The 18,441-nt window shown below is 63.6% G+C and carries 25 protein-coding genes and 1 tRNA gene; 14 read left to right on the forward strand and 12 right to left on the reverse strand.

Going from position 1 to position 18,441, the window contains the following annotated elements:
- Window positions 1–2 precede the first annotated feature (2 nt).
- From QRN54_RS06665 to rpmB, 7 genes are all read right to left on the reverse strand, one after another.
- Window positions 3–1,364 (reverse strand): flavin monoamine oxidase family protein, encoded by a 1,362-nt coding sequence (locus tag QRN54_RS06665; protein WP_050656887.1) that lies wholly within the window; start codon window positions 1,362–1,364, stop codon window positions 3–5.
- A 152-nt stretch (window positions 1,365–1,516) separates the two neighbouring features.
- Window positions 1,517–1,981, reverse strand: coding sequence for a hypothetical protein (locus QRN54_RS06670; RefSeq protein WP_007727550.1), 465 nt, complete (start codon window positions 1,979–1,981; stop codon window positions 1,517–1,519).
- Window positions 1,982–2,000: 19 nt separating this feature from the next.
- Window positions 2,001–2,939, reverse strand: coding sequence for an AEC family transporter (locus QRN54_RS06675; protein WP_003946401.1), 939 nt, complete (start codon window positions 2,937–2,939; stop codon window positions 2,001–2,003).
- Between the two features lie 129 nt (window positions 2,940–3,068).
- On the reverse strand, window positions 3,069–3,326 hold the full coding sequence (gene rpsR, locus QRN54_RS06680) for a 30S ribosomal protein S18 (protein WP_003946414.1): 258 nt from the start codon (window positions 3,324–3,326) through the stop codon (window positions 3,069–3,071).
- A 9-nt stretch (window positions 3,327–3,335) separates the two neighbouring features.
- The gene (gene rpsN, locus QRN54_RS06685) at window positions 3,336–3,641 is read right to left on the reverse strand and encodes a 30S ribosomal protein S14 (RefSeq protein WP_003946379.1); all 306 of its coding nucleotides are present in this window, start codon (window positions 3,639–3,641) and stop codon (window positions 3,336–3,338) included.
- 2 nt (window positions 3,642–3,643) lie between these two features.
- Window positions 3,644–3,808, reverse strand: coding sequence for a 50S ribosomal protein L33 (gene rpmG, locus QRN54_RS06690; RefSeq protein ID WP_003946358.1), 165 nt, complete (start codon window positions 3,806–3,808; stop codon window positions 3,644–3,646).
- Window positions 3,809–3,812: 4 nt separating this feature from the next.
- A complete protein-coding gene (gene rpmB / locus QRN54_RS06695) occupies window positions 3,813–4,049 on the reverse strand; it encodes a 50S ribosomal protein L28 (RefSeq protein WP_003946346.1) in 237 nt (78 codons plus the stop codon).
- 104 nt (window positions 4,050–4,153) lie between these two features.
- Here rpmB and mrf point away from each other — a divergent pair, with 104 nt between their 5' ends.
- The 9 genes from mrf to QRN54_RS06740 all read left to right on the forward strand — a co-directional run bounded on the left by mrf (window position 4,154) and on the right by QRN54_RS06740 (window position 11,177).
- Entirely contained in the window at window positions 4,154–5,407 is a 1,254-nt protein-coding gene (gene mrf / locus QRN54_RS06700; protein WP_003946410.1) for a ribosome hibernation factor-recruiting GTPase MRF, read from the forward strand.
- Window positions 5,404–5,658, forward strand: coding sequence for a type B 50S ribosomal protein L31 (locus QRN54_RS06705; RefSeq protein WP_003946367.1), 255 nt, complete (start codon window positions 5,404–5,406; stop codon window positions 5,656–5,658). The genes mrf and QRN54_RS06705 overlap by 4 nt, the downstream gene beginning before the upstream one ends.
- On the forward strand, window positions 5,658–5,831 hold the full coding sequence (gene rpmF / locus QRN54_RS06710; protein WP_007727540.1) for a 50S ribosomal protein L32: 174 nt from the start codon (window positions 5,658–5,660) through the stop codon (window positions 5,829–5,831). Before QRN54_RS06705 ends, rpmF begins: the two co-directional genes overlap by 1 nt.
- Before the next feature lie 18 nt (window positions 5,832–5,849).
- Window positions 5,850–6,461: a trimeric intracellular cation channel family protein gene (locus QRN54_RS06715; protein ID WP_003946409.1), complete on the forward strand. Its 612-nt coding sequence runs from the start codon at window positions 5,850–5,852 to the stop codon at window positions 6,459–6,461.
- 70 nt (window positions 6,462–6,531) lie between these two features.
- A complete protein-coding gene (locus QRN54_RS06720; RefSeq protein ID WP_003946387.1) occupies window positions 6,532–7,218 on the forward strand; it encodes a response regulator transcription factor in 687 nt (228 codons plus the stop codon).
- A 65-nt stretch (window positions 7,219–7,283) separates the two neighbouring features.
- Window positions 7,284–8,663, forward strand: a complete 1,380-nt coding sequence (locus QRN54_RS06725; protein WP_020908630.1) for a HAMP domain-containing sensor histidine kinase — start codon at window positions 7,284–7,286, stop codon at window positions 8,661–8,663.
- A 226-nt stretch (window positions 8,664–8,889) separates the two neighbouring features.
- Window positions 8,890–10,416 carry a S1C family serine protease gene (locus QRN54_RS06730; protein WP_234551792.1) on the forward strand — a complete coding sequence of 509 codons (1,527 nt, stop codon included), beginning with the start codon at window positions 8,890–8,892 and terminating at the stop codon, window positions 10,414–10,416.
- Window positions 10,417–10,496: 80 nt separating this feature from the next.
- Window positions 10,497–10,994 carry a MogA/MoaB family molybdenum cofactor biosynthesis protein gene (locus QRN54_RS06735; protein WP_176720912.1) on the forward strand — a complete coding sequence of 166 codons (498 nt, stop codon included), beginning with the start codon at window positions 10,497–10,499 and terminating at the stop codon, window positions 10,992–10,994.
- Window positions 10,995–11,000: 6 nt separating this feature from the next.
- A complete protein-coding gene (locus tag QRN54_RS06740) occupies window positions 11,001–11,177 on the forward strand; it encodes a hypothetical protein (RefSeq protein ID WP_003946347.1) in 177 nt (58 codons plus the stop codon).
- A gap of 59 nt (window positions 11,178–11,236) precedes the next feature.
- Here QRN54_RS06740 and mscL read toward each other — a convergent pair whose 3' ends face one another.
- The 4 genes from mscL to QRN54_RS06760 form a co-directional block, all read right to left on the reverse strand.
- On the reverse strand, window positions 11,237–11,659 hold the full coding sequence (gene mscL / locus QRN54_RS06745; RefSeq protein ID WP_007727535.1) for a large conductance mechanosensitive channel protein MscL: 423 nt from the start codon (window positions 11,657–11,659) through the stop codon (window positions 11,237–11,239).
- A 99-nt stretch (window positions 11,660–11,758) separates the two neighbouring features.
- On the reverse strand, window positions 11,759–12,505 hold the full coding sequence (locus tag QRN54_RS06750; RefSeq protein WP_285181776.1) for an SAF domain-containing protein: 747 nt from the start codon (window positions 12,503–12,505) through the stop codon (window positions 11,759–11,761).
- Between the two features lie 77 nt (window positions 12,506–12,582).
- Entirely contained in the window at window positions 12,583–12,894 is a 312-nt protein-coding gene (locus QRN54_RS06755; protein ID WP_003946378.1) for an FmdB family zinc ribbon protein, read from the reverse strand.
- Window positions 12,895–13,005: 111 nt separating this feature from the next.
- The gene (locus tag QRN54_RS06760) at window positions 13,006–13,584 is read right to left on the reverse strand and encodes a 5-formyltetrahydrofolate cyclo-ligase (protein ID WP_030536326.1); all 579 of its coding nucleotides are present in this window, start codon (window positions 13,582–13,584) and stop codon (window positions 13,006–13,008) included.
- Between the two features lie 59 nt (window positions 13,585–13,643).
- Between QRN54_RS06760 and QRN54_RS06765 the strand changes: the two genes are divergently transcribed.
- From QRN54_RS06765 to QRN54_RS06785, 5 genes are all read left to right on the forward strand, one after another.
- Window positions 13,644–14,555, forward strand: a complete 912-nt coding sequence (locus QRN54_RS06765) for a UTP--glucose-1-phosphate uridylyltransferase (RefSeq protein WP_003946415.1) — start codon at window positions 13,644–13,646, stop codon at window positions 14,553–14,555.
- 125 nt (window positions 14,556–14,680) lie between these two features.
- Window positions 14,681–15,940, forward strand: a complete 1,260-nt coding sequence (gene glp, locus QRN54_RS06770) for a molybdotransferase-like divisome protein Glp (protein ID WP_003946353.1) — start codon at window positions 14,681–14,683, stop codon at window positions 15,938–15,940.
- A 21-nt stretch (window positions 15,941–15,961) separates the two neighbouring features.
- Window positions 15,962–16,597: a GNAT family N-acetyltransferase gene (locus QRN54_RS06775; protein ID WP_007727523.1), complete on the forward strand. Its 636-nt coding sequence runs from the start codon at window positions 15,962–15,964 to the stop codon at window positions 16,595–16,597.
- A gap of 267 nt (window positions 16,598–16,864) precedes the next feature.
- On the forward strand, window positions 16,865–17,599 hold the full coding sequence (gene sepX / locus QRN54_RS06780) for a divisome protein SepX/GlpR (protein WP_007727521.1): 735 nt from the start codon (window positions 16,865–16,867) through the stop codon (window positions 17,597–17,599).
- Between the two features lie 102 nt (window positions 17,600–17,701).
- A tRNA-Ala gene (locus QRN54_RS06785) sits at window positions 17,702–17,774 on the forward strand.
- Between the two features lie 295 nt (window positions 17,775–18,069).
- On the opposite strand, the gene QRN54_RS06790 is transcribed toward QRN54_RS06785, so the two are convergent.
- Entirely contained in the window at window positions 18,070–18,303 is a 234-nt protein-coding gene (locus tag QRN54_RS06790) for a hypothetical protein (RefSeq protein ID WP_285181777.1), read from the reverse strand.
- Window positions 18,304–18,441: the final 138 nt, after the last annotated feature.

Consider the following 18,441-nt stretch of genomic DNA (forward strand, 5'->3'; position numbering starts at 1 on the left):
CGTCAGGCCTTGCTGCGAGCGATGATGTCGGCTGCGGTTCGCTGACCCATCCGAACGGCACCGTCGACGTGCTGGTACCCCTCGGCCGCAATGTCGGAGCACGAGAAGTGAATCGGGCCGACGGGCGTGCGGGAATCCGCGCCGTAGCGGTGCAGGCCTCCGAGGTCGAAGCTCGCTGCGTACGCACCGCGGGTCCATTCCTCCGAGCCCCAGTCGGATTCGTAGTACACAACCGGCTCTTCGGCCTTCGGGCCGAGATAGCGGGCAAGTGAGGCCAGAATCGTGGCCTTACGCTCCTCGACGGAAAGCTCGAACATCGCGTCGGCCTTCTCGTCGGAGACGAAAGCGACCAGGGTGCCGCGATCGTCCTCGTGGTTGGTGTTGTCGTACACCTCCTGCACTACCTCGGACGCGCCGAAGCCGGTGCCGGAGAGGCCGTCTTCGCGCCAGAAAGGCGTCTCGTACACCGCGTGAACCTTGATGACGAGGCCGAGGGACTGGTGCTGGTGCATCTGGTGCTGACGACGCGGCAGCGGGGGATCGTACGAGATCCGGGAGTAGAGGTTGGGCGGTACGGCCAGGATCACTCGGCTTGCCTCGACGCGAACATCGCCGTCCGCCAACACCGTTGCACCGGATTCGTTCCACTGCACCGTACGCACGGGTGCGTTGAGGAAGACGTCGTCGCCGAGGGCCTCTGCCATGCGGATCGATACCTGCTGCATTCCGCCGATCACTCGCTTGTCGAGGATGAAGTCCTCGTCGACGAGATGGGAGAACGAGCCTGCGGAAGCGGCCATGAGTACGGCCTGCAGGGCAGAGAACGAGTGGGCGGGCTTGGTGAGCATGCCACCGGCGATGAAGAGACCGATGTTGTCACGTGCCTCGGCGTCGTCGGACTGATTGATCAGCCACTGCTTGAAGGAGACTGTGTCGAGATCGCGGGCGAGGGGATGTGCCCACGGTTCCTCGGCGCCGATCTGCGCTGCGAGATCGTCCATCTCGTCGATGAGACGGTCCATCTCCTTCTTCGTGGTGTCGTTCGTGGGGAAGGAATCGCCCGTGTACTGCGTCCGCTCACCTGCCGACGAGATGTAGACGGACTCGCCCTCGCGGTAGCGCTCGAAAGTTTTCAGGCCGAGTTCGTCGAGCAAGGAGATCAGCGCGGTCTGGTCGGGGGAGACCCACTGGCCGCCGATTTCCAGAACTGCTCCGTCGATGGTGTCGGTCCACGTGCGGCCGCCGACGCGGTCGCGCGCTTCGATCACAGCGACGGTCAAACCGGCCTTGCGCAGCGCGGTTGCAGCTGCCAGGCCAGAGGGGCCGGCGCCGACGATTGCAACGTCTCTCTGGAGAGTAGGCACTTGCGAGCTCCTTCATGTTGAGCACCGCTCGAGTCGAAAGATGCCGACGAGCGAGTGAACGGGTGTCGGTTTTCAGTCTGTCCCGAGGAGACGCACACCACACCTGACGAAACGGCGTGTTCGATCGGTGATCTTGTGCCGTTTAGGCGCGGCTAGCCGTTGATGACGTGGCGATCGCCGAGCGGTCGGCTCAGCGGAACGTCCAGGCTGCCGAACACGGCAACCAAGATGCACATCTTGTCCGCGGCCTCCGGCAATGCTCCGGTTCGGAGCGTGACGATCACCGTCGTATCAGTCTCTTCGACGGTTGCGTACGCGCCGTAGCACTCCGGAGTACCGGTCACGAAGTGGACTGCCACCGTGTGATCGTCGACCTCGGACCACGATTCGAACATGGTGGCCGTCGCACCCACGATGTCGGTGCGGCTGTCGAACTCCGTGCCCATCTCGCTGTCGTCGACCTCGTCGGGAACGGGGGTTCCGAGCGACCAGTCGGCGGGACTTGCTTCGTTGGCCGCCATCGGATTCGGTGCGGCAACCGGCCCCGTGGTCTGGGCCCCGACGGAGCATCCGGCCACAGCAAGGCAGGCCAGAACGGCGAGGGTTAGTACACGCATGAATCCACCGTAACCCTGCTCAAGCGAGTAGCGCTGTGACCAGCGCAATTGCGGGAATTGACGCCAAAGTGGTGACAAAGGCACTGTCTCGGGCGAGGACCATTCCGCGCCGATAGCGGCTTGCATAGATGAAGACGTTCTGCGCCGTCGGCAACGTCGAGACGACCACGATGGCGAACAACTGATGACCGTCGATGCCGAGGAGGAAATGCGCCATCAGATAGGCCAGCACAGGTTGGACCACGATCTTGAGCGTCGACGCCAGCGCGACGTCGCGGCGTGGACTCGAGCCCTTCTCCAGCACCCGCACGCCGTAGAGCGAGAGCCCGAATGCCAACAGCGCACCGGGTACCGACGTCGCGCCGATCAATTCGAAAGGCTGCATCAGCGGCCGGGGCGGTACCCAACCGATCAATGCGACGATCAACCCCGCAGCGCCCGCGAGCACGATCGGATTCTTGAACGGGGCGGTGACGGTGTCGATCAACGAGAGCTTCTCGGCATCCGCGCCGCGAAGGGCCGTCAGATCGAGGATCGTCAAGGCGATCGGGGAGTACACGACGATCTGAAAGAGCAGGAGCGGCGCGACGAACGTGGCATCGCCGAGCACGAACACCGCGATCGGGATTCCGAGGTTGGCCGAATTCACGTACGAAGCCGACAGCGCGCCGATGGTCAGTTCGGGTAGCGGCCGGTTGAGCCAGATCTTTGCGACGACGACGTACAGAGCGCCGACGGCAAAGGCAGTAGCCGACGCAACGGCGAGCGTCGGCGAGAAGATCACCGAAAGATCGGACGACGCGAGGGTGGTGAACAGCAGGGCAGGCGTCGCGACGAAGAAGACGAGTCGACCGAGAACGAACTGTCCTTGGCTACCGAGGGTGCCGAGACGGCCGAGGAGATACCCGACCGCGATGACAACAAAAATTACGGTGAAACCCGCAACAACTCCCGACACGCTGCGGGCACCTCTCGACTGGAATGAACGACTTCGGGAAATCTTAGTCCGGGCAACAAAAAGGCCGCGCAGTCGAGTGACTGCGCGACCTCTTCGGTACTTCTACGTGTGACTACCGAGCACGTATGACTACCGGGCGGCGGTGAAGGGGAGCAACGCCATTTCGCGTGCGTTCTTCACTGCAACGGCGACCTGACGCTGCTGCTGCGGGGTCAGGCCCGTGACGCGACGGCTGCGGATCTTGCCGCGGTCCGAGATGAACGTGCGAAGCAAGTTGATGTCCTTGTAATCGACATGCGTGATCTTCGCTGCGAACAACGGGTTCTTCTTGGGCTTACGACCCTCTACGGGGCGTGGCTTCTTCGACGGTGAACGCTTGACTGCCATCCGACTTCCTTACCAGCTCGACTTGTGTACGCCAGGCAGTTCCCCACGGTGCGCCATTTCTCGCACGCGAATCCGGGAGAGCCCGAACTTCCGCAGGTGGCCGCGCGGACGTCCATCCGCAGCGTCTCGATTGCGCAATCGTACCGGACTGGCGTCGCGTGGTAGACGTTGCAGGGTCGCTTGGGCCTTCGCGCGCTCCTCTGCCGAGCTTTTCGGGGAGCGGATCGTCTCCTTGAGAGCGGACCGCTGCTCCGCGTACCGCTCGACGACGACCCGTCGCTGGTTGTTCTTCGCGATCTTCGACTTCTTGGCCATGCCTACTTCTCTTCTCGGAAATCGACGTGCTTTCGCAGCACCGGGTCGTACTTCTTCAGTACGAGTCGATCGGGGTCGTTACGACGGTTCTTGCGGGTCACGTACGTGTACCCGGTGCCCGCGGTGGACTTGAGTTTCACGATCGGGCGGATCTCGTTGCGTGCCATCTGCTCAGACCTTCTCGCCGCGCGCGCGGATCCGGGCGACGACGGATTCGATGCCGTCGCGGTCGATCGTCTTGATGCCCTTGGTCGAGAGCGTGAGTGTGATGCGACGCCCCTCGCTGGGCAGGAGGTAGGTCTTGCGCTGGATGTTCGGGTTCCAGCGACGGTTCGAACGCTTGTGAGAGTGCGAGACGGATTTTCCGAACCCCGGCACACGTCCGGTCACTTGGCAGTGAGCCGACATGGGTGTTCCTTTCAACTTGCAGATGACAATCATTTTCGACAATGCGGTGAGATCAATGTACCGTTCAACCTCGGTAATGACAATCATTCCCAGAAAGGCCCGCTGTGAACACGATCTTGGACGGCAGGACTCCGCTGGTCCTGGTCGCCGGCATGAGCGAATCCACCCCACACACCGCACGAGCGTTGCTGCGAACCGGAACTGTTCTGGTCCACCACGACCTGAGCCACGTCCGTGAAGGGGTGGTCCGGCGGACGGTCACCTCGATGACCGGGAGTGCCGGGTCTGCCGGCACTGTGTCCGAGCGCGAGACGATCCTCGAGCTCGCGCACGGCTGCGTCTCCTGCACCCTGCGCGAAGACTTGCTGCCGCTCCTGCGCCGGCTTCACTCGCACAGTTCGGTGCAGCGGATCGTGTTGCTGTTGGACCGGCAACTCGAGCCCGAGGCGCTGTGCTGGGCGATCGAGCACGTCGTCGTAACCGGCGTCGTCGGCCAACTGGACGGACCGGCGCAGCGGGACGTCCGCGTCGACGCCGTCGTGACGTGCATCGACGCGGCGACCTGGCTGGCAGACGCCACCGGCGACGAAGCTCTCGACGACGACCGCACCCTGGCTCAGGTCGTCGTCGGGCAGGTCGACTTCGCCGACGCGCTCGTCCTACGCGGGTCCGATGCGCTCGACGGCTGGCAGCGGTCCCGCTTGAACGCGGTTCTCGCGCGCATCGCTCCACGGGTACCCGTCTTCGATGAGGGAGACGACATCGAGGCACTGCTCCTCGAGGTGCCTGCGGATGCGCGACGCGGTGAACTGGCCGACGCTCACTCACCGCTGTTGCGTCGCCAGCCGCCGCTCGACGACGACGGCGGAGTGATGCTCGTCGAGTTCACCGCGAACCGGCCGTTCCACCCCGGTCGTCTGCACGAGGCGATCGACGTCCTGCTCGAAGGCGTCGTGTACTCCCGCGGACGAGTCTGGGTGGCAACGCAACCGGGTGAAGCGCTCTGGCTCGAATCGGCGGGCGGTGGCCTGCGAGTTGCCAGCGCGGACACCTGGCTTGCCGCGATGACGCCGGAGGAACGAGACCGCGTTCCAGCTGAACGCCGTGCACTCGCGGCCCTGAAATGGGACGAGCGTTTCGGTGATCGCGACACCTCGATGGTCGTTCTGACGTGCGGTGCGAACCCGCTCGAGATCGACCGAACACTGCAGCACGCCTTGGTCACCGACGACGAATTGGCGGACGAAGCGTCGTGGGCAACGTGGGAAGACCCGTTCGGCGAGTTTCACGAAGACCCGTGTGACGAATCCGAATCACCTTATGCCGAAACCGAATCAACGCGAGAGGGAAACGAATGAAGAAGCAGATGCACCCCGACTACCACCCGGTGGTCTTCCAGGACGCCAGCACCGGCAAGAGCTTCCTGACCCGATCGACCGTGACGAGTGAGCGCACCGTCGAATGGGAAGATGGTGGCACGTACCCGCTGCTGGTCGTCGACGTCACGAGCGACTCTCACCCGTTCTGGACCGGAGCGCAACGTGTGATGGACACCGCCGGACGCGTCGAGAAGTTCGAGCGGCGCTACGGAAAGCGCAAGGCACTCTGATGGCCGTTCCCAAGCGGAAGATGTCCCGTTCCAACACGCGCAGCCGTCGTGCCCAGTGGAAGGCGACGGCGCCCGATCTGGTCGAGGTCACAGCCTTCGGCCAGACCCACCGAGTCCCTCGGCGACTGGTCAAAGCAGTTCGACTCGGGGTGATCGACCCGAGCCGCATCTGACCGTGCGATCCTTGGCCGGTGCTGCTGAGGATCCTCGAACTGGTGGGCATCGTGGCGTTCGCGGCCTCGGGTGCCCTGGTGGGCGTCACCAAGCGACTCGACATCTTCGGGGTGTGCTCGGTGGGTGTGTTCACCGGCATCGGCGGCGGTATCGTCCGCGACGTTCTCCTCGGCGTCCATCCGCCCAGCTCTCTGAGCAGTTGGCCGTACTTCGGAACGGCCGCCGCCACCTCACTCGCCGTGTTCTACCTCCACGAGCCGCTCAATCGACTGCGTCGTGAAATCCTGGCGCTCGACGCACTGGGGATGGGCTTGTTCGCGAGCACCGGCGCCGTCATCGCGCTGGACAACAACGCCAGTTCGCTGGCGGCGACGTTGATCGGTGCGACCGCGGCGATCGGCGGCGGCGTGATCCGCGACGTTCTCGTCAACGAGGTGCCACTGCTCCTGCACAAGGACCTGTACGCGGTTCCCGCACTGCTCGGCGCTGCGTTGGTGGTCACAGTCTCGCAAGCCGGACTGTCCACCAACGCCGCGCTGGTGTGCGGCACAGCGTTCGCCGCGGTGTTCAGACTGCTTGCGTTATGGCGTCATTGGAGCCTGCCCGGGCCGAGGCGAACCCGGGACTGACCGCGACACGCCGGAGGCCGGAATCGGACCCTCTCAGCCGCATCTCAGCACTTCAGTCCAAACTGTCGGTATGCGTATTTTGGTGGTCGACGACGACCGGGCGGTTCGCGAGTCGCTTCGGCGGTCGCTCAGCTTCAACGGCTACACGGTCGAGCTCGCGGTCGACGGGCTCGACGCACTCGAGAAGATCCTCGCCAACCGGCCCGACGCCGTCGTGCTCGACGTCATGATGCCGCGACTCGACGGACTCGAAGTGTGCCGTCGTCTTCGCAGTGCCGGCGACGACCTGCCCATCCTCGTGCTCACCGCCCGCGATTCGGTCAGCGAGCGAGTCGCCGGCCTCGATGCCGGAGCGGACGACTACCTGCCCAAGCCCTTCGCTTTGGAAGAGTTGCTTGCCAGGTTGCGTGCACTACTTCGCCGCACCGCGCCCGATCTGGACGCCGATTCCGAAATGATGGCGTTCGAGGACCTCACCCTCGACCCGGTCACCCGTGAGGTCAAGCGCGGAGAGCGATCGATCAGCCTGACGCGCACCGAGTTCTCCCTCCTCGAAATGCTCATGGCCAACCCACGCCGCGTGCTGACCCGTGGACGCATTCTCGAAGAAGTGTGGGGATACGACTTCCCGACGTCCGGCAATGCCCTCGAGGTGTATGTCGGCTACCTGCGTCGCAAGACGGAAGCCGACGGCGAACCGAGGTTGATCCACACCGTCCGCGGAGTCGGCTACGTCCTGCGGGAGACGCCTCCGTGATCACCGCTCCGTTCGGCAAGAACGCCGAACCGAAGAAATCCTCCACCACCCAAGCGTCCGTCGAAATGCGCCCGCCGATGCCACTGACCCGTTCGGTGTCATTGCGTTGGCGTGTGACGCTGCTCGCCGCGTCGGTGGTGGCCATTGCCGTCGCAGTCATGGCGATCGCTGCCTACGCGGTGGTTTCGCGTGCGCTCTACGCGGACGTCGATCACCAGTTGCGTACCAGGGCAGCGGTGCTCATCGACAGCAATGTCGTGCGATTCGATCCTCGCTACATCTCCGGTGCGACGCTGTACACCACCGACATCAGTGTGGCCCTGATCTTCTCGGACCTGAGCACGTACCAGCCGCCCGGTTCCGACGTGCCGATCGGCGAAGCCGAAGATGCCGTTGCGCGTGGTGAATCGGATTCTTCGCTGCGAACCGTCGACGGCCAGCGAGTGCTTGCTCAACGGACGCATGACGGAAGCACTTTGGTGATTGGTCAGCGGCTCGCGCCGACCGTTGCGGTACTGGATCGGCTGGCCTGGGTGCTCTTCGTGGTCGGTGGGTGTGGTGTCATCCTGGCTGCGGTGGCGGGTACTACCGTGGGCCGCACCGGTTTACGGCCCATCGCCAGGCTGACTGCCGCCACCGAACGAGTCGCCCGGACCGACGATCTGACGCAGATCCCCGTTACCGGCAGCGACGAATTAGCGCGCCTGACAGAGAGTTTCAACACGATGCTGCGGGCGCTCGCCGAGTCCCGTGAGCGTCAGTCTCGCCTCGTTGCGGACGCCGGACACGAGTTGCGCACACCGTTGACTTCGTTGCGTACCAACATGGAATTGCTGATCGCGTCAAGTCGCCCCGGTGCGCCGCAGATTCCCGACGAGGACATGGCGGAACTTCGTGCCGATGTCGTCGCGCAGATCGAGGAACTGTCGACTCTGGTCGGTGACCTTGTCGATCTGGCCCGCGAAGACGCACCCGAAACCGTGTACGAGCGCGTCGACGTCAGCGACGTCGTCGAGCGTGCGCTCGAACGAGCGCGGCGCAGGCGCAACGAAATCGAGTTCGAGGCGGTCACGACTCCGTGGTACGTCTACGGAGATCAAGCGGGCCTGTCGCGTGCCGTGCTGAACGTCCTCGACAACGCTGCGAAGTGGAGTCCTAAGGGCGAACAGGTACGCGTCGAAATGCGTCCGGTGGGTCAAGGATTGTTGGAATTGACCGTAAGTGATGCGGGACCTGGCATTCCGGAGGAGGATCGGGAGTTGGTGTTCGATCGTTTCTACCGGTCGACTGCGGCACGTTCGATGCCGGGATCGGGTCTGGGACTTGCGATTGTGCGTCAGGTCGTCGTCAAGCACGGCGGCACCATCGCGATCGACGAATCCGATCGTGGGGGAGCGCTTGTTCGTATCGTGCTTCCCGGTGAACCGGGGCCGAGTGCCGAGTAGCGTGTTCTGTAGACCCGTTGGTCCCTCGCTTCGGTGACTGACGTCACGGCTTAATGCGTTCGGCCCGAAAGTCTTTCGGGCCGAACCGACAACACCGGTTTTTCACGTCGAACTCTGGGTAAAGTGACAGGCACGTCTCAGCGCCTTCTCAGCAGCGCAAGGCAGCATTGTCGGCAGAACAGTTGTGACTGCCCGTCCGGTGGTCACCGTAGACGAAAGCGAGCCGATGACCGAGGACCGTAACGTCGGGCCGACCCGGCCCGAGCAGCCCAACAGCGAGCCCACCACCCAGGCGCAGCCGACAGCACCTCAGGCACAGCCGACGGCACCTCAGGCCCAGCCTCCCGTGCCGCCGCAGCAGCCTCAGGGGCAGGCGCCTCAGCAGCCGTACCAGCCGACCGAGTCGTTCGCCCGACCCGCCGAAGCCCGACCCACTGAAGGCCGGCCCACCGAAGCCTTCGGGCAGGCGCAGCAGCAGCAGCCCACGCAGGCTTTCGGCCACCCGCACGGTGCCCATGAGGCCGCGTACCAGCAGAGCGCCCCGTACGGCGCACCCAACCCTGGTGGCCCCGGCGGTCCGAACGGCCCGGGCGGCGGCCACAACCAGATCCCCGCACCGCTGCAGGGGCCGAACTCCGGTTCGACCACCACAAAGCCGAAGTCGGGACGCATGGCGCTGGTTGCCGGCGCTCTCGCCCTGGTCCTGGTCAGTGGTGGTGTCGGTGGCGTGGTCGGCGCCGTCGTCGCGGACCGCAACGGTGGAACCGCGACGGTCACCAACTCTCTGAACGCTCCGAAGCCCACTGCGACCAACACGTCCAACGCTCCCGCCGGCTCGGTTCAGGCCGTTGCCTCGAAGGTCGTGCCGAGCGTCGTGCAGATCGAGGTAGCCACCGCGCAGGGACAGGGCGGTGAGGGCTCCGGTGTCATCCTGTCCTCCGACGGTCTGATCCTGACCAACAACCACGTTGCCGGCGCACAGGGAGCGCAACTTCGCGTTGCGTTCTCCGACGGAACCAAGGCCTCGGCCACTCTGGTCGGTGCCGACCCCGTCTCCGACATCGCCGTCATCAAGGTCGACGGTCGCAACGACCTCACCCCCATCGATCTCGGCAACTCCGGCGACGTCCAGGTCGGACAGCAGGTGGTTGCCGTCGGGTCCCCACTCGGCCTGGCCGGCACGGTCACCGAAGGCATCATCTCCGCACTCGATCGCCCGGTGTCCACGAGCGGCGAGTCCGGCAACCAGAACACCGTCATCGACGCTCTGCAGACCGACGCAGCGATCAACCCCGGCAACTCCGGTGGCGCCCTCGTCAACATGGACGGCCAGCTGATCGGCATCAACACGGCGATCGCCTCGCTCGGAGCGTCGTCGGGTACCCAAGGCGGTTCGATCGGCCTCGGTTTCGCCATCCCGATCGATCAGGCACGCCGCGTTGCCGACGAACTGATCAAGACCGGCAAGGCGACTCAGGCCATGATCGGCGTGACCGTGCCGTCGCAGGACAACGCCGACGGCGCAACCGTCATGGATGTCACTGCTGACGGGCCGGCCGCCAAGGCCGGTATCCCGAAGGGTGCAGTCATCACCAAGGTCGACGATCGTGTTGTCGCAGATGGTGATTCGCTGATCGCGGCAGTGCGTTCACATGCTCCCGGCGACAAGGTCTCGATCACGTACAGCGACGGCGGGCAGACCAAGACCGTCGACGTCACGTTGGGAACCGCGGCAGCGCAGGGCGGTCGATGATGTTCGGCGATCAGCAGACGATCGACCCGATCTTCGGCCAGATCGCAACGGCGTCGGGATCGGACACTACGGTAGGAGTCATGGAACTCGAAGCCACATCGGCCGGCCGCGCTCTGGTCGTCATCGTCGACGATCGCACAGCCCACGGCGACAACACCGACTCCATCGGTCCACTGGTCACGGAACTGCTGAACGAAGCGGGTTTTCTCGTCGATGCGACGGTCGCCGTCGCCGCCGACGAAGTGGAGATCCGCAACGCTCTCAACACCGCAGTCATCGGTGGCGTCGACCTCGTCATCTCGGTCGGCGGTACCGGGGTATCCCCGCGTGACGTCACTCCTGACGTGACCGCTGAGGTTCTCGATCGCGAGATCCCGGGAATTGCCGAAGCACTTCGTGCTTCCGGTCTTTCGGCCGGATCGCTCGAAGCAGGCTTGTCCCGCGGCCTCGTCGGAGTTTCGGGAAGCACCGTGGTCGCCAATCTGGCGTCGACCAGGCCGGCAATTCGCGACGGCATGGCAACCCTGACGGCTTTGGCGAGTCACGTGATCGCCGAGCTCTCCAGCCTCGAGGGCTGAGACAGTTTGTCGGAGCAACCAGATACCCCGAAGAAGCCGTCAGTCGACAAGAAGCGCCTGGCGCGCATCTTCGGGGACGTCTTTCCCGAGACGACGTCGGACGAGCGGGGTCCCGAAGGATCCTCGCGGTCCTCGGACGACGACTGGCTGCGCAGTCAGCGGCCCCCGCACCACGGGGGTTGAGAAGTAAATCAGGCCCCCGGACAATTGTCCGAGGGCCTGATTTGTTCTGTGAGCACTGCCTATTCGAGAGTCTTGGCGTGCGCTCCCGTGTCGGCGCCACCGGCATTGGCCGAGAGGATGTCGCGGATCTGGATGAGCAGATCGGTTTCGCTGGCTTCCTTGTCCTCGGGCTCGGAGACGAACTTCTTCTTCGCCGCATTCGCAGGGACGATCAGCACGAAGTAGACGACCGCTGCGATGATGATGAAGTTGATGATCGCGGTGACCACAGCACCGATATTCACGAAGGTTTCGGAATTACCGGCAATGATCTCCTTTCCCCAGCCCAATTCGTCGGATCCGCCGATAGCTGCGATGAGTGGGTTGATGATGTTGCTGGTGAATGCCGTGACGATGGCGGTGAAGGCTGCGCCGACGACAACCGCGACGGCCAGGTCGAGCACGTTTCCGCGAAGCAGGAAGTCCTTGAATCCCTTGAGCATGTCGGTGTCCCCTCGAGTCTCCGATGGCAAGTGCCAGATGGTCCGTTGATACCGAACCGACTGGAAAAATCCTAGAGGAGCTTCGGCAGCTTTGTGCGGTCAGCGGAATGTCACGGTGATCGCATTGGACAGGGATGCCGCGGCAACGACGTTGGCTGTCGGTGTCGGCAGAGCCAGCAGAATCACCTGTTCCTGCTGGTTACGTGTACTTTCCGACGTGGTGACCAACGCGACTACCGCTCCTGCCGCAAGAATCTGCGGGGCCTTGTCGGCAATTGATTCGTTGGGTGTGTCGGGGTGGGGTGTGTCTGAGTGGGATGTGTCAGGGCCGACGGTCAGTACGTCGACGACATCCCCGCTGCGCAACATATCCGCGACGGCTGCATCGGCCAATCGGACGGGGACGATGCGGGCGTCGTCGGTTCCTACCGACAACCCGGCCAGCCGTGGGCTGAGAACGCGCACGTCGGTGACGGTTTCTCCGGAGCGAATCGGGCCGGCAACGGTTCTCCCGACTACCAGGTCGGTGTCGGAGACAACTCCTTCGGGAAGTTGTTTCGAGTCGATCTCTCGCATCTCGACATCCGAATCCGCAATCACCTGCCCCGGAGTGAGATCGCGGCTCGAGACAACTACGGCGACCGTATCGGTCGCGGGATCGCCTCGAAAGAAGAGAACAACGCCGAGTGTGGCCAGGCCAACGGCTGCGATCTTACGGACTGTCGCCGTGCGGAATCGTGTGCCGCGTGTCAGTTCGACGACGCGATCGAAGGTGCTCGGGCTGAGATCGAGTTGGGCGCGCAGTGGATCGGAGCGCCTCGGCGAACGAGAACGTACTGACGGCATTCATGCACGTTAGGGCCGGAAGCGGTGCTTCCGGCCCTAACGATGTGAACCTGGGGACAACCCGAAGGTTGTGGAAATCAGCTTGCGGCAGCCTTCGCGGGCGCCGGCGTGCTGGTCGACGAACTGGATGTCGAAGAGGAGTCCGACTTGGACTCGGACTTCGCAGCGGGTGCCGAATCGCTCTTGGCCGGCTCGCTCGCAGTCCCGGAGCCGCCGCGGCTGTCGGTGCGGTAGAAGCCGCTGCCCTTGAACACGATGCCAACAGAGTTGAACAGCTTGCGGAGCTTGCCTGAGCAAGCTGGGCAGACCGTCAGCGAATCTTCGCTGAAGGACTGGACGATGTCGAAACGGTTGTCACATTCCGTACATGCGTATGAGTAGGTGGGCACCGGGCTTCCTCCGCACTGTGATGTTCGAGCAGCCGCGTATTTACACCGCAGCCTTTAGCACTCTACAAGTGACAGTGCCAACAGCGCTAATCAGGGATCTATTCCCGCCGATCAATCGCCTTTGAGTTGCGTGAGGCCGCCGCGCGGCGTCAATGCCCAGCCCATGGGAATGTCGTGGTCGTCGGCAGGCAAGGCCTCGACGAGTTCGGAGTCTCTGACAATTGCCACGAGCCGAGTCTGTGGTCCGACCGACCCGAGCGTCCGGTCGTAGAAGCCTGCGCCACGGCCGAGGCGTGTTCCGCGAAGATCCACCGCGAGAGCAGGGACAAGCATGCATTCCACGTCGGACAGGGCTTCCGGTGGCAAGACGGGTCCGACAGGCTCCCGAATGCCGTACTTCGCGGGGCGCAAACCGTCCGCGCCGCTGTACTCGACCCAGGACAACGGTCCCGGCTCCCCGGTGATCGGAAGTAGTACACGCTGAGCGATCTCGGCAACGGCGTCGAGCAAATCGGTGGATCCTGGTTCGGTGCGGGTGGGGACGTACGCACACACGACCGAGCCGTCGACAATCACTGAACGTATGTGCGTGATCAACGCCGCAGTTTCCGTGTTTCGAGTGTGCTCGGAGACTGCATCACGTGCTGCGAGTGTGATTTGTCGCCATTGTGCTTTTGTCTGAGGTGTCACCCCGCAACGATATTCGTCGTGCTGACCGAGCGGTAACAAGCGGCGGCTAAGGTGTTGGCATGACAGACGTTGTCGCTAGCAGCACGAGGGCCTTCCGTACGGCCGTGGTTCCCGCAGCCGGACTTGGTACGCGTTTCCTGCCTGCCACCAAGACGGTTCCGAAAGAATTGCTGCCGGTCGTGGACACACCGGGTATCGAACTGGTGGCAGGTGAAGCTGCGGACTCGGGAGCCGAGCGGCTCGTCATCGTGACGTCCCCGGGCAAAGACGGCGTGGTTGCCCACTTCGTCGAGGATCTCGTGCTCGAAAGCAAGCTGGAAGCAAGCGGAAAACTCGCTGCCCTGGCGAAGGTGCGCAAAGCGCCGGGTTTGCTCGAAGTCGACTCCGTGATTCAGGAGCAGCCCCTCGGCCTCGGGCATGCAGTCGGTTGCGTCGAGTCGGTTCTCGACGACGACGAAGATGCCATCGCGGTCCTTCTGCCCGATGATCTCGTACTACCGCGTGGCGTCCTGGAGATCATGGCGCGAGTTCGGGCCAAGCGCGGCGGATCCGTTCTCTGTGCAATCGACGTCCCGAAAGACGCAGTCAGCGCTTACGGCGTCTTCGACGTCGAGATCGTTCCCGACGCGGTCAATCCCGACGTCCTCAAGGTCGTCGGCATGGTCGAGAAGCCGGCTGTGGAAGACGCGCCGTCGACCTTTGCCGCTGCAGGTCGCTATCTGCTCGATCGTGCGATCTTCGACGCACTTCGTCGCATCGAGCCGGGAGCCGGCGGTGAGTTGCAACTCACCGACGCCATCGCTCTCCTGATTTCCGAGGGCCATCCGGTTCACGTGGTGGTGCACCGCGGAACGCGTCATGACCTGGGCAACCCCGGCGGGTACCTCCGCGCTTCGGTGGACCTGGCGCTCGACAGTGACGATTACGGCCCGTCCTTGCGTAAGTGGCTCGCGGATCGGCTCGACCGCTGAGCGTGTCGCCACGGTGGTTGATCGCCCGATAACGCAGTATCAATGTGCTTGTCCCTTTTCGGCGGCAAGGCATCATGAGCTGACGGATATCACCGAATTTCCAGACACAGGAGGACGCGGACCAGATGCGGTCGGTTGAGGAGCAGCAGACCAGGGTTACCGCTGCTGCAGTGGCACCCCGTCCGGTTCGGGTCGCCATCTCGGAGGCGCAGGGACTGCTGTGTGCCGAGGAAGTGGTGACCGAACGCCCATTGCCGGGATTCGATCAAGCTGCCATCGACGGTTACGCGGTTCGCAGTGTCGATGTCGCCGGCGCCGGAGCCGACCTCCGAGGCGAGGACGGCGAGCCTACCGACCTCAGCTTGCCGGTGGTCGGTGAGGTGACGGCGGGCTCACGCCAACCGATCCGCTTGCAACCTCGCCAGGCCGTCCGAGTCGACACCGGCGCGCCTTTGCCCACGCTGGCCGACGCAGTTCTTCCCCTCGAGAACACCGACGGTGGTCGCGCTCGCGTTCGGATCTTCGAGCCGGTGCGTTCGGGCGATTACGTTCGCCGTGCAGGCGACGACGTCCAGCCGGGCGACGTGGCCGTTCGGGCAGGCACCATCATCGGAGCCGCACAGGTCGGGTTGCTCGCCGCGGTCGGCCGCGACAAAGTACTCGTCCATCCCCGTCCGCGCCTCTCCGTCATCAGCGTCGGTGGAGAACTCGTCGACGTGGATCGCACGCCGGGGCCTGGTCAGGTTTACGACGTCAATTCGTATGCCCTCGCCGCCGCAGCGCGCGATGCCGGCGCCGACGTCAACCGTGTGGGAATCGCAGGCAACGACTCTCGTCGTCTTCGCGAAGTAGTCGAGGGACAGCTGATTCGCTCGGAAATCGTTGTCATCGCCGGTGCCGTGGGCGGCGGAGCGTCCGACGAGGTTCGTGAGGCGCTTGCCGACCTGGGGACACTCGAGGTGGAGCGCGTTGCCATGCATCCGGGATCGGTGCAAGGCTTCGGAAAGCTGGGAAGGGACGAGGTTCCGACCTTTCTCCTACCGTCCAACCCGGTCAGCGCACTGGTGGTATTCGAAGTCATGGTTCGCCCGCTGATCAGAATCGCGCTCGGACGCCGCCAGCCGATGCGGCGAGTAGTGAAGGCGCGGACAGTGGGAACGATCACGTCGATTGCCGATCGCAAGGGTTTTCTGCGTGGTCAGCTGATGCGTGACGAAGCGACAGGGGAGTACCTCGTGCAGGCCCTCGGGGGTGCGCCCGGTGCGTCCTCACATCTCCTCGCGACCTTGGCGGAAGCCAATTGCTTGGTTCTGGTCGATCGAGACGTCACCGAAGTGCACATCGGTGAAGAAGTCGACGTAGCTTTTCTCGCCCAACGTGGGTAACGCCGACCCGAGTGGGGTGTGATGTCAGTCCATCCAGGATGGCCGGAAGATCTCGGCCCGCTGCGAGTGCCCGCGGGAGTGGTGACCGTCCGCCCCGTGAAGCTCCGTGACGCTGCGGTATGGAGTCGTCTCCGCATTCGCGATCGCGAGCACCTCGAGCCGTGGGAGCCCACCGGAGAATCGCCCTGGGATGCTCGCCACCACATCACCGTCTGGCCGTCCCTGTGCGGAAACCTTCGCTCCGAAGCGCGCAAGGGCAGGATCCTTCCCCTGGTGATCGAACTCGACGGGAAGTACTGCGGGCAGGTCACCATCGGAAATGTGGTGCGCGGCGCTCTGCGGTCCGCCTGGGTGGGCTATTGGGTTGCCTCGCACGTGACCGGTGGGGGCGTAGCCACAGCTGCCGTTGCACTCACACTCGATCACGCATTCTCGAAGGTCGGTCTGCATCGAGTGGAGGCCACTGTTCGGCCGGAGAACGCGTCGAGTCGCGCAGTCCTACGAAATGTTGGGTTCCGGGAGGAAGGTCTTCTCAAGCGCTACCTCGATGTCGACGGCCAATGGCGTGATCATCTTCTGGTCGGAATGACCATCGAGGAAGTACCCACCACCGTCGTCGACAGATTGGTGCGGTCCGGACGCGCTTCGTGGGTGTGACGAAGACGGCGCCAGAAGCGTGAGAAACGCGAGCTAAACAGCAGTTACCGCTGAGTAGTCCTACTTTCGGTCGGGAAAATGTGGTTTTTGATTCAACCAGAACTTGAGACTTTTGGGACTGAACCGGAAGTTCAGTTCGGTACGCGTGTGACACATGAGTATGGTGGGGTTCGGCGCGTCGGCAACGATGCGAGGGCGTCGGCCGTTAACCTTGACTCGTCAACGGCTGGCATAGGTGCTGGTAGGTGATCGGGAGGAGGCCGCGGCATGCCTAGCTCATTCGTGTGGATCGGGCTGGTGGCCGTGTGGCTGTTCGTCCTGGTGCCGATGCTTGTCAACAAGCGCCCCAGGATCCGGCAGACGAGTGACGCGGCACTCGCGACTCGAGTACTCCACCGCGGCGACAGCAACCCTGTTCAGCGCGGGCCGGCAGCAGGACATCGAAGCGATCCGAACTGGCAACCAGAACCAGTGCGCAGCAGCTACGACGCGGAGGACCAGATGGACACTCACGCAGAAGACGACTACGCCGGCGGTCGTGCACCGGTCGGAGAATTTGTTCCGGTTCGGCGCGGCCGAGGCGGATTCGACCCCGAAGCGGATGCCATCGCCCGGGAGGCGCGGTATGCATTCCGTCAGCGGACGTTGCTGGGACTTGCGTTCGTCGCGATTCTCTCGGGCGCTCTCGCATTGATCATCTCGCCGATGGTGTGGTGGTTGTTTGCGCTGACCGTGTGCGGCCTCGGCGGGTACATGGCGTACTTGCGTCGGCAGGTTCGGATCGAGCAAGAGATTCGCCGCCGTCGTACCGAACGCCTCAACCGATCGCGACTCGGAGTCGAATCGCACACCGACGAAGAGCTTCGCCTGATTCCGGCGCGACTGCGTCGGCCAGGAGCGGTTGTCCTCGAGGTCGACGACGAAGATCCGGTGTTCGATCACCTGGATCACTACGAAGAAGAGATCAGGCACACCGAGATGCGTCGCGCGTCCGGTCAGTGATCTTCTGGGCCGATCTCGTCGGGCCGAAAGTTCGTTTCGGGTGATTCCAACGGGAGTATTCGTTCCTGTTAGAGTTGCCGAGCACCGCTGAGGCGGTGGCACGGGGCTGTGGCGCAGTTGGTAGCGCGCTTCGTTCGCATCGAAGAGGTCAGGGGTTCGATTCCCCTCAGCTCCACTAAGAAGTACCAGCGAAAAGGGTCTTTCAACGAAAGTTGAACGACCCTTTCCTGCATTTTCAGGGCCTGCCCGAATTGCGAAGATTCGATCTGAGTGTGCGCCGTTTCATACGATTGCGACCGCTGATCCGGACCGTTGAGCTTCCAAGTGAGGGATGATCCTTGGGCGGATACATGTTTGCCGGAAATGTAACGAGGGTGTGTCCGGTGCGATAGGCACGGTGAGTCTGCCGCAGTTTTCCGCAGGTCGGACGTATGTGTCGGGGAGGAATGTCGATGAGCCAGCCACGACGGCTAGCGATGATGCTTGTTGCTGTGATGTGCCTGATGGGTATCGGCGTCCTTGCCGTATCGGTCTTCCCCGCCATCGTCGCCGCCCAACCTGGCGGCAACAGCGGTGGTGGCAACAACGGCAATGGAAACGGCAATTACGGCAACAACGGTGGCAATAACAACGGCAACGGTGGCGGTCACAACGGCAACAACGGCAACGGCGGCAACAACGGCAACGGCAACTATGGCTGGCATTGTCACCGTCACAACTGCGGCACGACCGTAATTCCGACACCGACACCGACCACGACTGAGCCGACGACGACGACTGAGCCCACGACGACTGAGCCGACGACCACGACTGAGCCGACGACCACGACTGAGCCGACGACC

Source organism: Rhodococcus sp. MEB032 (genome assembly GCF_030208925.1).
GTDB classification, from domain to species: Bacteria; Actinomycetota; Actinomycetes; order Mycobacteriales; family Mycobacteriaceae; genus Rhodococcus_F; species Rhodococcus_F qingshengii.

Excerpts from the sequence above, each read along its gene's own strand:
- QRN54_RS06670 (WP_007727550.1), bottom strand. The coding sequence starts at position 1,981 with ATGCGTGTACTAACCCTCGCCGTTCTGGCCTGCCTTGCTGTGGCCGGA.
- rpsR (WP_003946414.1), bottom strand. The coding sequence starts at position 3,326 with ATGGCAGTCAAGCGTTCACCGTCGAAGAAGCCACGCCCCGTAGAGGGT.
- rpsN (WP_003946379.1), bottom strand. The coding sequence starts at position 3,641 with ATGGCCAAGAAGTCGAAGATCGCGAAGAACAACCAGCGACGGGTCGTC.
- rpmG (WP_003946358.1), bottom strand. The coding sequence starts at position 3,808 with ATGGCACGCAACGAGATCCGCCCGATCGTGAAACTCAAGTCCACCGCG.
- rpmB (WP_003946346.1), bottom strand. The coding sequence starts at position 4,049 with ATGTCGGCTCACTGCCAAGTGACCGGACGTGTGCCGGGGTTCGGAAAA.
- QRN54_RS06705 (WP_003946367.1), top strand. The coding sequence starts at position 5,404 with ATGAAGAAGCAGATGCACCCCGACTACCACCCGGTGGTCTTCCAGGAC.
- rpmF (WP_007727540.1), top strand. The coding sequence starts at position 5,658 with ATGGCCGTTCCCAAGCGGAAGATGTCCCGTTCCAACACGCGCAGCCGT.
- QRN54_RS06720 (WP_003946387.1), top strand. The coding sequence starts at position 6,532 with ATGCGTATTTTGGTGGTCGACGACGACCGGGCGGTTCGCGAGTCGCTT.
- QRN54_RS06725 (WP_020908630.1), top strand. The coding sequence starts at position 7,284 with ATGCGCCCGCCGATGCCACTGACCCGTTCGGTGTCATTGCGTTGGCGT.
- QRN54_RS06730 (WP_234551792.1), top strand. The coding sequence starts at position 8,890 with ATGACCGAGGACCGTAACGTCGGGCCGACCCGGCCCGAGCAGCCCAAC.
- QRN54_RS06735 (WP_176720912.1), top strand. The coding sequence starts at position 10,497 with ATGGAACTCGAAGCCACATCGGCCGGCCGCGCTCTGGTCGTCATCGTC.
- mscL (WP_007727535.1), bottom strand. The coding sequence starts at position 11,659 with ATGCTCAAGGGATTCAAGGACTTCCTGCTTCGCGGAAACGTGCTCGAC.
- QRN54_RS06750 (WP_285181776.1), bottom strand. The coding sequence starts at position 12,505 with ATGCCGTCAGTACGTTCTCGTTCGCCGAGGCGCTCCGATCCACTGCGC.
- QRN54_RS06765 (WP_003946415.1), top strand. The coding sequence starts at position 13,644 with ATGACAGACGTTGTCGCTAGCAGCACGAGGGCCTTCCGTACGGCCGTG.
- glp (WP_003946353.1), top strand. The coding sequence starts at position 14,681 with ATGCGGTCGGTTGAGGAGCAGCAGACCAGGGTTACCGCTGCTGCAGTG.
- QRN54_RS06775 (WP_007727523.1), top strand. The coding sequence starts at position 15,962 with ATGTCAGTCCATCCAGGATGGCCGGAAGATCTCGGCCCGCTGCGAGTG.
- sepX (WP_007727521.1), top strand. The coding sequence starts at position 16,865 with ATGCCTAGCTCATTCGTGTGGATCGGGCTGGTGGCCGTGTGGCTGTTC.
- QRN54_RS06790 (WP_285181777.1), bottom strand. The coding sequence starts at position 18,303 with ATGCCAGCCATAGTTGCCGTTGCCGTTGTTGCCGCCGTTGCCGTTGTT.